This window comes from Cellulosilyticum sp. ST5, from assembly GCF_046529625.1.
In the GTDB taxonomy this organism is placed as follows: Bacteria; Bacillota; Clostridia; order Lachnospirales; family Cellulosilyticaceae; genus Cellulosilyticum; species Cellulosilyticum lentocellum.
Window position 1 is genome coordinate 3,676,172 of record NZ_CP132338.1, and the last position, 14,446, is coordinate 3,690,617.

A 14,446-nucleotide genomic window follows, 5' to 3' on the forward strand; every position below is an offset into this window, starting at 1 on the left:
TAAGTTCCTTAAATTGATTAGTATTATTTACTACAAGTTTTTTTACTTTTATTCATATTATCTATCTCTATCTTTTCTATACCACTTATAATATCTATTTTTTTGAATATTTTCAATATTTAATCCCAACATGTACTTCTATGTCTATATTATGTCTATATAATGAATATTTGTTTTTATGGTTTATCTTATTTAGCGTAATTTATTACAATATGGCATCCACTTAATATAAATTGATTTATTTGCTCATTTTGAGCGAGTATATTATCCTCTACCACAAAGGTATCAGCCTTACTAAACACTTCTTTTAAAGCATTATTAAGTGGATACATATCTGATGTACCTACATGGATCGAACCTAACAGATAAACAGTATTCCCACCCTATTTTCGATCTGAGTCAAGAGTTTAGACACATTTTTAGAAAAGCATTCTAGAATTTCCGCACCTTTGACAAGAAAAACGTAAATGTACAAGATTCCTGATTGAAGGCAACAAACTCAAAATAAGTTAAGTAATCTTTGCCTTCGAAATAATGCATTATAACACTTCCTTCTTTTTCTAATCAAAGGTTCCCTTACGGTGTATATCGCCGCTCTAAATCTAAAATAAGTTAAGCTGCTTTGCATAAATCTTCTATATACTGAGGTGTTTTATAGCCTAAAGCTGAATTTATATGTAACAAAACCCTGTTAAAGTTAGAGTAAAATACTCTAGTTTAACAAGGTTTTATTTATAGATCACCTACGGTTCTTTAGCCCATGGCATAAGATTCTCCAAAAATTCAGGATGATTTTTGAAGTCCATTCCATGCATTTTTTGTAGTAAATGTCTCAAATATATAAATACATTTAGATTGTTAGCCTTGGCAGTCTCAATTAGCTGTATACAGTTGCACTGGTTTTGGAGCTTTCCTGACTATTACATAATTTTCAGTTTTTACAACCTGCTGTAAAAGGTCTAATGCTCATCTCAGCAATGTTATTGGAAACTTAATTTCATTGCTTTTTTCAAGACTAACCGCCTCCTTTTTAGCGCAACTTAGAGCAAAAAACTCTAAGAAAAATATCTTGAAGTGATTATCTCATGAATTTGAAGTCGGGAATATCTCCTTGATTATTATACTCTACCCTTACGTCCAGGGATATTTTACACTTACAATAATTCTTTTGCTATTGCCATAAAAAATACCCCCTCCTGATTAGAATTACTGATAACTAATTCTAACCAAGAAAGGGTATTTATTTCTTGAGATACAAAATTACTTACAGAGCGAATGGATTCCTCTATGGTAAAAAAACAAAAAATGATTCAAGTTTCATCTGCTATTACATGTGTTATAATTGACAATAAAACTTTGTATTCACCGCAAAAACACCTTATCATACTAACTAAATATTTCCCTTATACGCTCCTTTATTACATAAAGGAATTCCCCTATATTCCCTCCAGCTTGAATAGCTATTGATTCTTCCTTTGTTAATTCATTAAATTGGCTACTATAGTTCACTTCATTCTTATTTTTATATTTATTCATTTTCTATATCCCCCTTAGAAATGTATTATTAGTTTAACTATACCAGTATTTTCCTTACTTCTCTATCAATAGGCATAAAATGTATTTCTATGGCTATATAATGTAAAACAACTATATCTTTATATGACATAGTTGTTTATATAGTTATTACTATTTCTAATACAAATGTATCTTCTTCATAATATATACTAAAGTAACCATCGTAATTTCTAAGGCTAGTTTTTATGTTTTCCAGACCAAAGCCATGATCCTTTTTATTGTTTTTAGATGTTTTAATAGTATTATTATTAATTTTTATTTTTTCTCCTACACTATTCTCAACGGTAATAAATATATAGTTTTTGTTATATCCGATAATGACCTGAATTCTTCTTTTCGTTGGATCCGGTATACTTAAACACGCTTCAAGTGCATTATCTAGGGCATTGGAAATAATTGTACACTTATCAATAGGTTCTAAAGGAAGCTCCCCGATAAACTTTCCCTCTATCTCTAAAATAACTTCATTCTTTTGCGCTTCTTTACATTTTTGTTGTAAAACAGCATCTATGATGGTATCTCCAGTATTTATCTTCATATCCAATGTTTCTATCTGAGCAGTTATATTAGCTAGATATCTTATTGCTTGATCGTTTTTATAATTATCTAATAAGGTTTGAAGACATAGCATATGATTTTTCATGTCATGCTTAAGCGCCCTAACTCCTGCATTTATTTCTTCAATCTGTTTATAATGATCGAACTGGATTTTTAATTGTTCTTGCATATTCTTTGCCATGTACTCTGCTTCTTTATTAGCCACCTCTCTATATACTAATAGCAATAAGGCTATATTAAAGGCTAATAAACATCCCATTACTGCACTTCCCATAATAATAGCCTCTACCTTAGTCAAGTGTCTTACAACTGTATCAAAGAAGATTGTAAGTATTACCAAACTTGAGCTGGGCATAATAAGAAATATACTTGTTTGAAATTTACTTATCTTATTCATATGTCTTTTAATGTGTGTAGCTCTAGATATATATTTTACATACAGCTTAAATACTAAAAGTAACACAAGTAATTTTACGTATTGTACTACTATTTTTGATAAAAACTTACTCTCACCTATAATAAAATAGTTCTCTTTTAATACGATACTTAATAACATGGTAAAAATCTCTTCTATAATAAAAACAATACTTAGTGTAAGAAAAATAACTGCCACTTTATGTATTATTCTTCCTTTAAAAAAATAGATACAACATCCGAATATATAAAAAAAGTAAATTAAAATTCTATCATCTATATTTTCAATTTCACAAAAAGCTATTATTAAAGCATATAGTATTCCTATAACAATACAACAACCTCTACATCTATCTTTTAATTCAAAGAATAGATTAAAAGTGAAAATGAATATTATAAATTCTATGCCGCAAATAGCCCACTCACTTATAATATCTATAATTAGCGCCATACATTTATACCTCTTCTAAGAGTATTCACAAAAGCTTCTTTTAATTGTTTCATTCTTAATCGACTAACATAAATAATTTCCTCATTTTCCAAAACAACGCTATCATTAACTATTTCTTTTATGTATTCTAGATTTACTAAAAAACTCTTGTGCACTCTAAAAAAACCTTTATCTATTAATATCCTTTCAAATTCACTAACCTTTCCTCTCATGATATAATTCTTATCCAAAGTATGTATCTCTACATTTTTTCCGATACTCTCAATGTATAAAACGTCTTCATATGTCACTCTAACCGTCTTTTGTTTAGTTGTGATTATAATGTACTCTTTTTTTGTTTTAGTAATCTCTTGATTCAATAAATCCAATAGTTCTTCTAACATTGCATAGTTAATTGGCTTTAATAGATATCTAAAAGCCTTTACTTCAAACGCTTCATAAACTCTTTCTGTATGACTAGTTAAAAATATAATAATTCCTGTAAAACCTTGTTCTCTCATCTTTTTGGCAGTTTGAATTCCATCTAATTGAGCCATAGATATATCTAAGAAAATAGCATCTTGTTCTAATTTACTATCTAGCAACGCCTCCCCTGATGTATAGACTGATAAGGTAATGTCGACCCTTTTTAACTGCTTATACCTTTCTATTAGTTTTTGTAGTTCTTGTATCATAATAATCTCATCTTCACAAATAGCTATATTCATTCGTAGCCCCCTTACTTAGTATCTTTTTACATTGATACTCAAGTGAATTCTATGTAATTATACATCCCCTAGACTAATATGTTGAATAATATTTATTTTTTATCTTTTCAGTATATTTTATATCATTTTTCATGTATTTTCAATCTATTACCTTTTTTGTAATTCCATCCTATTTATGCCCTAGAAACCAGTTTTCCGTTTGAATATTCATACTAATTACTAACGATTAAGGAGCGTTGCATAATTGACTTATTTTGCAACGCTCCTTTTACTTTTATACTTCCTATAAAGTTATCCACCTTAACTTCTATTTAGTCCCTATTTTTCTTAAACCTTTTTATTTGTACATGAGATAACTTTTAATTATTCGAATAATTTACTTCCTAACGTAATGATTTTGTGTAAAACCATTAAAGGCTCTCATTTCCTTTAAGACTAACCTTATTTCAGAATTATCTCCTTTAAACAAAGAAATACCTTCTCCTAAAATAACAGGTGCAATAGTAATAATATATTCGTCTATTAAATCTGCTTTTACAAATAGATCTACTATTTCAGTACCACCAATCACCCAAATATCTTTTCCTTCTTCTTGCTTCAGGGCTTTAATTAAATCTGTTGGGTCCTGTGAGGTAAAAATAACATCTTCATTATGATCTTGCTTACTTTTTGTATAAACATATCCCTTAGTTCCTTTATAAGGGTATTCACCCCAACCCATAATTTGTTTATAAGTTGTATTCCCCATAATCACGATATCTATAGTATTATAAAAAGCTTCATATCCCCCATCTGCACTTGGATCACTATCATCTCCCTCTAGCCAATCTACTTCTCCATTATTTCTGGCAATATATCCATCTATGCTTGTGGCAATGTATAAAACAACTTTTCTACTCATGCTTTTCCTCTGACTTTCTTCTTCATTGTAATTAAAACATTATAAGTTCATTTTATATTATACCCATTGAATGCGACATCTAGCTGTCATATTTTCCATTTATTTTAGCTGTATAATCCTTCAACTTTATTGTTCACTAAACAATGCTTTAATCTCTTCTTCTGACATTCTGCTAATAAAGGCTTCTCCTTCTTGCAATACACTTTCTGTAAGACCAATTTTTTTATCTTGGAGTTCTTTTATCTTTTCCTCTATGGAATTCTTCGTAATCATTTGGAATACTTGTACTTTATTTTTTTGCCCAATGCGATAAGCTCTATCTGTGGCTTGATTTTGACTAGAAAGATTCCACCAAGGATCATAATGAATAACCACATCTGCACCTGTTAGATTGAGACCTGTCCCTCCTGCCTTAAGAGATATAAGAAATACCGGGATATCTGAGGTATTAAATTCATTAACCAATCTCATTCTTTCTTCTGCTTTAGTGGAACCAGTAAGCATGAAGTGTTCTATCCCTTCTCTATATAGACGATTACTTAAGATGTCTAGCATTGTGGTGAACTGGGAGAATAAAAGGATCTTATGCCCTGCTTCTATACTATCTTTCACAATCTCCATACATTGTTCTAGCTTACCACTTGTTTCTGTATAATCTTGAAGATACATAGCAGGATGACAGCAAAGTTGACGGAGTCTCGTAAGGAGTGCTAGCATTTTAATGTGGCTGGCTCCTACTCCTTTAGCTTTAAGTTCTTCTTCCATTTCCTTCTTTGCTAAAGCAAGGTGAGCTGTATATAACTTTTGTTGCTCTTCTTCCATAGTATTGTAAATAACCGTTTCTGTTTTATCAGGAAGTTCTTTTAGTACATCTTTCTTCAACCTTCTCATAACAAAAGGTGCAATAAGCTTTTTAAGCCTCGCTGTCACTACTTCATCTTGACTTTTTACAATAGGCATTTCATAGTGACGTCTAAACTCAGCATAACTAAATAGATACTCTGGCATAATGAAATCAAAAATACTCCAAAGCTCTGCTAAGGAATTTTCTATTGGTGTACCTGTTAAAGCAAATCTCACTTCGCTTTTAAGAAGTTTTAAGGCTCTAGCACTAAGGGTATTGGCATTTTTAATATACTGCGCTTCATCAGCAATACAATATCTAAACTGAATCTCTTCATAAGAATCAATATCTCTCTTAAGAAGTTCATAGGAGGTAATGACTACATCATAACCTACTATTTGTTCCAAAATGGTTTTACGCTCAAGAACCGTCCCCATGATAACTAGTACCTTCAAAGAAGGCGCAAAACGTGCTAGTTCTGTCTGCCAATTAAGGACTAATGAAGTTGGACAAATAACTAACGACGGCTTACACAGGCACTCTAGAGCGCCTTGTGATTTATTGCACGCCTCAGCTTCCTTAGCATCGTCTTGCTTTTTATCATCCACTTGACTAGCTAACTGATTCTGACTTAATGCCTCATTCTCTTCTTTTTCTGCTAAAATAAGTGCAATCATTTGTAGGGTTTTTCCAAGACCCATATCATCAGCTAGTATTCCCCCAAAGCCATAAGCTGCCATAGTTCTTAGCCACCTATAGCCTGTCTTTTGATAAGTTCTCAGATTAGCTTTAAGAGATTTAGGTACTTCATAATCTGCGTCCTCTACGTTTTTCACATCTCTAATGATTTGTTTAAAGTACTTATCTCTGCTAACCTCGATTCCTTCACTTTGCCTTAATACTTGGTCTAAATATAGAGCCCTGTATTTAGGAAGGCTCGCTTCACCTTCAGCTAGATCACTTTCTTTCATACCCAGCCCATCTACAATATTAGCTAGATCACCAATAGTAGTCCCTCCTGCAATATCTAAGAAAGAACCGTCCCTCAAACGATAATATTTATTTTTCATTTTATAGGCATTTAGGATAGTTGCCATTTCTTCTAATGGCATATTCACATCCTTTAGCTCTACCTTCAACATATTATTTTCAATACGAAGTCCAATACTTCCCATGGGACTTTTTACAAGATTAATGTGTCTTAACCTTTCAGTTACATGAACTTCGCCTAATTCCATCAGTTCATTAATACCTGTGCGAACAAAGGCATAGATATCTTCTTCCTCACTTAAATGAAGTCCTCCATTTTTCGTACGGAAATTATAATACTTTAAGATATTACTCACACGATATTCATTAGGTGTGTCTCTTGCAATTTGCTCAAGTTGTCTAGTCTCAGATTCATTCAGTTTTTTATAGGGATTAAAAATAAAACCTTTGTATTGAAACTGAATATCTCCTATAATATTTCCTTCACCATCTAGGTCTAGAAAGGTTTTAACATGTACATGCTCTGGCGTGATTGCCGTTTTTATATCTTCGTTCATTACAACCGGCACATGCTTTTCTATTTTTGCTAGACTAGAAAGTATAAAACGTTTAATAAGGGTTTCACTAAAGTCTAATTGCTTGTTTCCATGAACATTTCTGGCTTCGTACATATATTTAAGAAGCGGAAAAACATCATTACCAAAGCTTTTATCTAGACGGAGGAGTCTATCTTTTAGCAGGATATATTTATATCTAGAGAAAGCTATTGGTTCATACTCTGCTAAAGATGTACTTAATTCGTAATAATCGCCTTCTCCTTCAATTTTGAATTCAAATCTAGGATTTCCTTCTGCAAAGAGAACCTCTCTTGTTTCTTTTCCGTTCTCTACCTCAATACTTTGTCCTTTTATTAAGTCAAAAAACTCATCGAAGGCCTTCGGCCCTAATGGCAATGTTTTTCGATCAGCTTTAGTGAACCCTCTATACATCCCCACCTGTCTTAAGATATCTAGATACTCCTGCGTTTTGTCTACTATAAACTGAACAATAGGCTTTGCTGCTTCATCAAACACGCTTATATCATGTATAAAGTCCAAATTCTTTCCATACACAACGCGATTGCCTTGAAGCATATGCTCTGCAAATTCATATAAATCCTTAACAATATAAAATTTATTGGCCCCCACGCTAAGACCAAGGGAAAAGCTTCCTGCTCCTTCATCAATAAGCTTAATATGTGCATTAATCCTCTCATCTTCTCCAAGTTCTAAATCTTGCTCTTTAATGACTTGATCTTCATAATAGTTTAATGCATTTTGCGAATAGCGCTCCCCTTTAATACTACGTCTAATATCTGGCATGACCTCATAATAGTATTTAAGTAACATCGCCTCTACATGCTTACAAGCCCCCTCCTCTTGAAAGCTGGGTAGACAATTACACTCACACCATGCTAACTTTTCATTGTATAACTCTACTCTTGTCTGGTAGTCTCCTGTATCTCCATGAACGCAAGACATCATTTCTATATAATCTTCATCTTGTCTTAAGTGAATCTTTTCTACTTTTCCCTCTTTAAAATAGTTTAGGCCATCATCATAGGCCTTGTAACTACTGGCTACATCTTTAATTTCCCTTAAAGTTATCTTCATTCCTATAAACTCCTTATTTCTGACCTGAACTAAACTAGTTTCTAAAATGATTAACTAACTACTTTTGTGCCTTTATTATACATCCCTCAAGATTAACCATTCATCTTTAGTACTTGTTTGACCTTTTCAATTAAGAGTGGCTGTATCAAAGGATAAGTTAATGTCTCTGGCATCTCATCAAACAATTGTATTTCCTCTATTTCTAAATCTGGTAATACTCCTAACTCTTTTACTTCTGTAAAAAAGAGCATACCGAAAGTCTCTATACTATCATTTATCACCGAATATACTGTTATTTCTTCTAATTCAAAGTCTATAGCGCCTGTCTCTTCATAGAGTTCCCTTTTGGCAGTTTCTATAATTGTCTCCCCTACTTCTCTATGTCCACCTGGTATTTCAAAAGTATTTCTTTCCCTATGCCTACAATAAATCCATTGGTTCTTATATCTAGCAGCAATTACTGCAAATTTTATTTTTTCATCTTCTATTGCTTGGTGGAAACAAACCTTTAACATTCTATATTTCCTCCTATATGTCTATAAAATGATTAATAGTTAACCCTTTTATTATAGCAGATTATAGAGATTTCTATAAAAACTTCTATATAATATTATTAAAAAAATGCAAGGACTAATATCTAGTCGCTTGCATTCTCATACTTCATATTCTCTGTGTTAATAGGAGCTTAAACCTTATATGCTATTATTTCCCTGCATAGTAATGAGAAATAGCTTCATATAAGAACTGCGCAGCACCTACTGCAATTTTGTCGTAATAAGCTGTGAATCTTGGGTCATCTACATAGCCTTTGGCAAGGCCAATATGAGTCTCTTTTATATATAATGGTTCCTGTAATCTAGATAGGTAACTTCATCTTTCTTAGTGAATTCTGTTATAATAAATTCATCTAATAAAGGACGGTATTCATATGAGAAAAAGACGTAGTTTTACACTTGAATTCAAAACCCAAGTGGTATTCGAACTATTACGCGAAGAAAAAGAACTTAATCAGATCGCAACAGAACATGATATTGCACCAAGCATGCTCCGTGCATGGAAAAAGGAGTTTTTAGCTAATGCTTCTAACGCTTTCTCAAACAAGAAGGAAGATTCTTACGAACAAGAGAAAGTTGCTTACGAGGATAAAATTGAACAACTGTATAACACTATCGGTCAGCTTACAGTAGATGTAATCTGGCTAAAAAAATCTGAACAAGCTCTTGGATCTGGCTGGGAAGAAAGAACTGGTTACAAAGGACGATTCTAAGCTTTCTGTGCGTCGTCAATGCAAGCTACTAAACCTTAATCGCAGTAGTGTCTATTACAAAGAACGTGAAGAGTCAAATCAAGAAGTAGCCTTCAAGCACATGATGAACCAAATTCATACAGATCCTCCTTCATAGGGAACACGACGTATTACCGGACGTCTTAATGAATTAGGTTACGCTATAGGGCGTAAGCTTGTACGTCGTTTTATGCAGGAAATGAGGATTTATGCCATCTATCCAAAGCCAAACCTATCTATTCCAAACAAACAGCACAAGACTTATCCTTATCTATTACGCCATTTTGCAATCGACAGACCGAACCAAGTATGGTCTATTGATATTACATATATTCCAATGGGTAAGAGCTCTATGTACCTGATCGCAATCATCGATTGGCACTCACGATATATCCTCGGCTATGAACTCTCTAATACACTGCATGTAGACTCAGTTCTTTCATGTGTTCAAAAAGCTATCGTACGTTATGACTCACCTTAAATTCAAGAGGAGTGTTTCTTTTCCATCATTAATATGGAAGAAAATGGTCCATTAAGGAATTGATTTTAATTGTCTTGACAAAGGGACCACTATACTCCTTAAATTTTAAATAAACCCTTGCATTTATTATACAACTAACTTATCTATAAATCTGTACTTTCAATGATTTTTAAGATACTCAGCAGACACTAAATAAGCTATAAAACTGCTTCTTAATGCTATAGTCTATTTGTTACATAAGCATATACGCTATAGCTACCAGATTTTATGTAACTTAATCTCTTATGTCTCTTTCATTTTCCTGTTTTAAAAGTTTTATTTGGTACAAATAAAATAAGCACACCTATTTAGATTTTAAATAAATCTTTTAGTGTGTACTTCTCTGCTTTCCCCTAACTAGATTAACTATAATAATTTCTTTTGTGTCATCTTATGCATACCTATATAATGTAGCAACCAATTGTTCCACTATAACATGCAAAATAGCTAGCAATGGAAAATCTCTAAAAAAGTCTTCTTGATTTCCCTTCTCCCTCTTTGCATTAATCCCTAATTGTTCAGTAGCTTTGATAACGCCATATATATTGGTTCCTTGAGTATCTGTACCAACTACTTCCCCAATTTTAGTAATGGTGGTTTAATGTAATGATACTCCTTCATTTTGTTTATTCTTTTAGTATAAAATGTATATTCTGATTCAAAAAATACTTCTCATTTATTGCACACATCATAAAGACCATCTACCTACATAAATCAGAGCAAATTTAGTTATATTACATTAGAATTAAACAAACACCACAAATGATCATAGTCTATTTTAGAGAATTCATCCAAAACTATCCTCTTATCATTTCTATATATTTCAAATACAACAAATTCTCCACAATCATTTATTTTTCTTTTTATTTCCTTTATGTAACACTCATTATTCAATATTACTTTATCAAATCCAGAAGAAAACCCCTTATCCGAAATAACCACAACATTATCAAAAAATGTTTTTATTATATACAATAATGCTATACTTATAAGAATTACTGTAAGCTTAATATTATTCTTATCAAGAAAAAACAATATTAATAAGGGTATTATTACTACCCATCCACTCCATAAAATTCTTTTAATATTTACACTTGATATATAAGAAATAGTGTTCTCACTTTGTTTTTTCAGATTATTATGTATAGTATATGTCCTTAATACTATTATAAATAACAGTATTAATATAGAATAAATATTTATTAATACTATATATTTACTCGGAATATGAAATGTATTTGATATTAAGTTACTATCCAATATCAATAGTAATGCGACAACTTGTTTCCAAATCATATCAGCATAACCTCTTTTATATTTTTTTTGTATCTTCCCCGTAAACTTAATCACTTATACCTTCCTCCAAAAATGTATTATGATAAGCTAATTTTATTAATTTAATTTTTCAGATGAAATTTTAATAAAAATTTCATCTGAAAAATTTCTTTACACATTTTATATCCATAAAGCTTATTTACTATATGGCACTGCTCTTATAATATAGGTTGAAATATACACAGTGCCATATAGTAAATTTTATTTCATAAGAAACTAAAATTTATTAATTAATACTATGTATTATATTTCCTACTTTCCATCCTTATAATCATTATACTCTGTTATAAATATCGTAGCAAACGTTATAGGATTAGGTGCTGATACAATTGCAGCCGTATATAAAAATGCCTCAGCCCAAGTTAAACCCCCACCATTAACCATTTCTAATTCTATCTGTCTCATCTCTTGCATTGTTCTTCCTCCTTGTCGACTTGACTAATAACTAATTATATCTCTATCTCCACATGCACTAATAACAGCTGCGGCCCCTACACATGCAACCGTTACAGCTGCTGTACCAGTTACTGCAACTGCTACAATCGGTGCTGCTGCTATAGCTACTATTCCTCCAAAGGCAAGTCCTGCTTCTAACCAACCACCACCATCAATCATTTCTAATTCTTGTGTACTTAAATTACTAAACATAGTATTTCCTCCTCAGAATATTAATATTTTATATCAACCGTACTCCGTACGCTAGTACAAGTAGATAATCTAATATATTGTATTTCTTAACAAAAATATGGGCTTCACATCTTATGCTTTAAAACATATTTGAAATTATAAAATACACCGAGAATATCCTATCTAAACATTAATTGTCTTATTTTTGTCATCTCTTATTGCATTTGCAGCTGAGTTAATTTCCCCTCTAGAAGATAGGATATTCTCCATAATAAATTCTTGAGTTTCATTTAGCTACATATTTATTATTTCTTTTTATATCCGAAAAATTTGAATATTCTAAATATTAAAATAATATTTATTTCTAATCTTATCAATATTTATTACACCAAATGTATTTTTATGTCTATGTAATGTAACTATGCTTGAATTCTTATATTTCTTTGATATCTTACATCTTTACAAAGTCTTATTTGGAACAAATAAAATAAGCATACCCATCTAGATTTTTAAAATATCTTCTGACGTGTACTCATCAATTCCTTTAACCGAATTATCTACAATAATTTCTTTTTAGTTATTTTATATACTGCTATACAATGAAATAAATCCCTATATACTACCACCTATGCAATAGCCGTTGATGACATCTTTTCAAATGATAGCTCAAATAGCAATTTAATCTTTTCCATCTAGCTCAGTTAATTTATTTATTCTAAATTACTTATCTAATATTATTCTCTTAAATTCTTTATGAAATTAGCTAATACTGAAATGGTTTCTCCCGCGAATCCTTTTCATTTGTTTATACTTGATTTTTTCAAATAGATCGTTATTATAGCTTATCAAACTCTCTTCCTTTTTATCTTCTTCTCCCCTATCCTCTTATCATTTTTATGGAACCAATTGTTTTATAATATTAATCTTTCTAAATTTTTATATTAAATGTATTCTTATGTCCTTATAACGCCCCTTAATAGTGCTTTCAGTTATAAAATTTGGTATTTAGTTTATCAAGCACAGTTTATGGCGCTAAACCTATTTATCTATAGTAACGTATAATTGAAATTAAAATAACATTTACAAAATTATAACTATTCTGATATATTAATTTTGATTTATAATATATCAAAATAAGGAGGTTTTTTATGAAAGTATCCGCATTAAATTTATTTAATGAACTATCAAAAGGTGAAATGAGTATGATTCAAGGCGGAGGAACTAATATACAGACTGTTCCACAATTTTTACAAACTTATTATGAGATCCGCGCCTATGAAAAGAAATTAGAGTCAATAAATACTGCTGCTGCTGCAGTTAGTGTTAGTGTTGCTGCTACTATAGGAACGAAAAGAAGCTAACTAAAGGCTATGAGTAGCTCAAATTTAATTAATCAAGCCATGAGAAAAGCTTCATAGTAATGACCTGATTTTACATGCTGATTAAGATTCAAATTTTAGTGTATCTGTAGTTCTGTATAATAAACTTATTATTTTTTACATCCTCGCTTCAGACCTAACATTTCTGGCATTGTTAGTGATTGGTTACTGGATCGTTACTGGATCTTTGGCTATTACTAGATAGGGCTTTCACCTACAAATATAGTCTAACTTTGCTAGTCGCATTGCCGCACTGCATAAAAGTCGGGCGGCCGCCCGACTAATCTTATTGATTAATTATGCAACCACCCCATTCATCGTAGAAAGAAGTAATATTTATCTTTAACTTCCTACATCCTTTTACTTTATATTCTTTTTCATCTTAGCAAGTTATTCAACCCCTATTAATATTCCTGTCCATAGTAATGAGAAATAGCTTCATATAAGAACTGCGCAGCACCTACTGCAATTTTGTCGTAATAAGCTGTGAATCTTGGGTCATCTACGTAGCCTTTGGCAAGACCAATATGAGCCTCTTTTGTATAAGTCCCTTCTGGCCAATAACAACAAATCCATTGTTTATGAAGCTCACAGGCCTTTTTTGCTAACTCTCCTTTGGGATCTCCTGTTTCAAAGGCAGCTTTAATAGCCATATTCACCTCATGAGACAAAGCTTCTAGATTTTCATACTGGCTTTTATTCATTTGTTTTAGTTTGGCATTAGTCCCTTCCATCACTGCGTCACCATACTTTTCTCTTACTTCTTTTCCATATTTCTTTTCATTGTCATCTATAAGCTCTTTTTTAAAGGCTTCGAATTTTTCCTCGTCTGTCATTGTTATTTCTCCTTTCATGGCTCCCATAGTTTGGGTAACATTGCGTATCAGTCTATCTATTTGTTCACGCCTTTTTAGGAGGGCATCTAAGTGCTGCGATAGTGCTTTTTGCCTATCAAAATCTGGAGCCATCACAATTTGCTTAATTGTCTCTAAGTCTAACCCTAACTCCTTAAAAAACAATATTTGTTGCAAGGTATCCACTTCTTTCTCTCCATAAATACGATAACCTGACGAATTGACTCTTGCCGGCATTAAAAGTCCTATCTCATGATAGTAACGTAGAGTTCTCGTGCTTATGTGGGCAATTTGCGATAACTTATTAATGGTATACTCCATGATTTCACCTCCTAAAATAAACATAAACTATGA

16 protein-coding genes and 1 pseudogene are annotated in these 14,446 nt (G+C 31.7%); 3 read left to right on the forward strand and 14 right to left on the reverse strand.

Annotated elements, in window-relative coordinates; genetic code table 11:
* Positions 1-188: 188 nt before the first annotated feature.
* From QTL86_RS17795 to QTL86_RS17835, 9 genes and pseudogenes are all read right to left on the reverse strand, one after another.
* Positions 189-371 (reverse strand): annotated as a pseudogene (locus tag QTL86_RS17795) (TraB/GumN family protein); the annotation flags it as partial.
* 372 nt (positions 372-743) lie between these two features.
* Positions 744-887 (reverse strand): transposase domain-containing protein, encoded by a 144-nt coding sequence (locus tag QTL86_RS17800; RefSeq protein WP_127067964.1) that lies wholly within the window; start codon positions 885-887, stop codon positions 744-746.
* 499 nt (positions 888-1,386) lie between these two features.
* Positions 1,387-1,536, reverse strand: a complete 150-nt coding sequence (locus tag QTL86_RS17805; RefSeq protein WP_190283472.1) for a hypothetical protein — start codon at positions 1,534-1,536, stop codon at positions 1,387-1,389.
* Between the two features lie 136 nt (positions 1,537-1,672).
* Positions 1,673-2,746, reverse strand: a complete 1,074-nt coding sequence (locus QTL86_RS17810) for a sensor histidine kinase (protein ID WP_410495643.1) — start codon at positions 2,744-2,746, stop codon at positions 1,673-1,675.
* A 242-nt stretch (positions 2,747-2,988) separates the two neighbouring features.
* Complete coding sequence (locus tag QTL86_RS17815) at positions 2,989-3,705, reverse strand: LytR/AlgR family response regulator transcription factor (protein ID WP_127065150.1); 717 nt, start codon at positions 3,703-3,705, stop codon at positions 2,989-2,991.
* A gap of 376 nt (positions 3,706-4,081) precedes the next feature.
* Positions 4,082-4,606, reverse strand: a complete 525-nt coding sequence (locus QTL86_RS17820) for a dihydrofolate reductase family protein (protein ID WP_127065149.1) — start codon at positions 4,604-4,606, stop codon at positions 4,082-4,084.
* 126 nt (positions 4,607-4,732) lie between these two features.
* Positions 4,733-8,092 (reverse strand): SNF2 helicase associated domain-containing protein, encoded by a 3,360-nt coding sequence (locus QTL86_RS17825; RefSeq protein WP_410495644.1) that lies wholly within the window; start codon positions 8,090-8,092, stop codon positions 4,733-4,735.
* 92 nt (positions 8,093-8,184) lie between these two features.
* Entirely contained in the window at positions 8,185-8,607 is a 423-nt protein-coding gene (locus tag QTL86_RS17830) for an NUDIX hydrolase (protein ID WP_127065147.1), read from the reverse strand.
* A 187-nt stretch (positions 8,608-8,794) separates the two neighbouring features.
* The gene (locus QTL86_RS17835; protein WP_334295401.1) at positions 8,795-8,929 is read right to left on the reverse strand and encodes a TipAS antibiotic-recognition domain-containing protein; all 135 of its coding nucleotides are present in this window, start codon (positions 8,927-8,929) and stop codon (positions 8,795-8,797) included.
* Positions 8,930-9,020: 91 nt separating this feature from the next.
* Here QTL86_RS17835 and QTL86_RS17840 point away from each other — a divergent pair, with 91 nt between their 5' ends.
* Both QTL86_RS17840 and QTL86_RS17845 read left to right on the forward strand, forming a co-directional pair.
* Positions 9,021-9,359 carry a transposase gene (locus tag QTL86_RS17840; protein WP_127065146.1) on the forward strand — a complete coding sequence of 113 codons (339 nt, stop codon included), beginning with the start codon at positions 9,021-9,023 and terminating at the stop codon, positions 9,357-9,359.
* Between the two features lie 148 nt (positions 9,360-9,507).
* Complete coding sequence (locus QTL86_RS17845) at positions 9,508-9,858, forward strand: DDE-type integrase/transposase/recombinase (protein ID WP_330547613.1); 351 nt, start codon at positions 9,508-9,510, stop codon at positions 9,856-9,858.
* Positions 9,859-10,288: 430 nt separating this feature from the next.
* Here the strand turns inward: QTL86_RS17845 and QTL86_RS17850 are convergent, their stop codons facing one another.
* From QTL86_RS17850 to QTL86_RS17865, 4 genes are all read right to left on the reverse strand, one after another.
* Complete coding sequence (locus tag QTL86_RS17850) at positions 10,289-10,489, reverse strand: cysteine peptidase family C39 domain-containing protein (protein WP_127067962.1); 201 nt, start codon at positions 10,487-10,489, stop codon at positions 10,289-10,291.
* A gap of 137 nt (positions 10,490-10,626) precedes the next feature.
* Complete coding sequence (locus QTL86_RS17855; protein WP_127065144.1) at positions 10,627-11,247, reverse strand: hypothetical protein; 621 nt, start codon at positions 11,245-11,247, stop codon at positions 10,627-10,629.
* A 237-nt stretch (positions 11,248-11,484) separates the two neighbouring features.
* On the reverse strand, positions 11,485-11,646 hold the full coding sequence (locus QTL86_RS17860) for a hypothetical protein (RefSeq protein ID WP_190283471.1): 162 nt from the start codon (positions 11,644-11,646) through the stop codon (positions 11,485-11,487).
* A gap of 24 nt (positions 11,647-11,670) precedes the next feature.
* A complete protein-coding gene (locus QTL86_RS17865; RefSeq protein WP_410495645.1) occupies positions 11,671-11,880 on the reverse strand; it encodes a hypothetical protein in 210 nt (69 codons plus the stop codon).
* Positions 11,881-13,007: 1,127 nt separating this feature from the next.
* Between QTL86_RS17865 and QTL86_RS17870 the strand changes: the two genes are divergently transcribed.
* On the forward strand, positions 13,008-13,220 hold the full coding sequence (locus QTL86_RS17870; RefSeq protein ID WP_127065143.1) for a hypothetical protein: 213 nt from the start codon (positions 13,008-13,010) through the stop codon (positions 13,218-13,220).
* 422 nt (positions 13,221-13,642) lie between these two features.
* On the opposite strand, the gene QTL86_RS17875 is transcribed toward QTL86_RS17870, so the two are convergent.
* Complete coding sequence (locus QTL86_RS17875; protein ID WP_410495646.1) at positions 13,643-14,413, reverse strand: MerR family transcriptional regulator; 771 nt, start codon at positions 14,411-14,413, stop codon at positions 13,643-13,645.
* Positions 14,414-14,446 lie beyond the last annotated feature (33 nt).

Coding starts and splice junctions, on each gene's coding strand:
- QTL86_RS17805 (WP_190283472.1), bottom strand. CDS start 1,536: ATGAATAAATATAAAAATAAGAATGAAGTGAACTATAGTAGCCAATTT.
- QTL86_RS17815 (WP_127065150.1), bottom strand. CDS start 3,705: ATGAATATAGCTATTTGTGAAGATGAGATTATTATGATACAAGAACTA.
- QTL86_RS17820 (WP_127065149.1), bottom strand. CDS start 4,606: ATGAGTAGAAAAGTTGTTTTATACATTGCCACAAGCATAGATGGATAT.
- QTL86_RS17825 (WP_410495644.1), bottom strand. CDS start 8,092: ATGAAGATAACTTTAAGGGAAATTAAAGATGTAGCCAGTAGTTACAAG.
- QTL86_RS17830 (WP_127065147.1), bottom strand. CDS start 8,607: ATGTTAAAGGTTTGTTTCCACCAAGCAATAGAAGATGAAAAAATAAAA.
- QTL86_RS17840 (WP_127065146.1), top strand. CDS start 9,021: ATGAGAAAAAGACGTAGTTTTACACTTGAATTCAAAACCCAAGTGGTA.
- QTL86_RS17860 (WP_190283471.1), bottom strand. CDS start 11,646: ATGCAAGAGATGAGACAGATAGAATTAGAAATGGTTAATGGTGGGGGT.
- QTL86_RS17865 (WP_410495645.1), bottom strand. CDS start 11,880: ATGTTTAGTAATTTAAGTACACAAGAATTAGAAATGATTGATGGTGGT.
- QTL86_RS17870 (WP_127065143.1), top strand. CDS start 13,008: ATGAAAGTATCCGCATTAAATTTATTTAATGAACTATCAAAAGGTGAA.
- QTL86_RS17875 (WP_410495646.1), bottom strand. CDS start 14,413: ATGGAGTATACCATTAATAAGTTATCGCAAATTGCCCACATAAGCACG.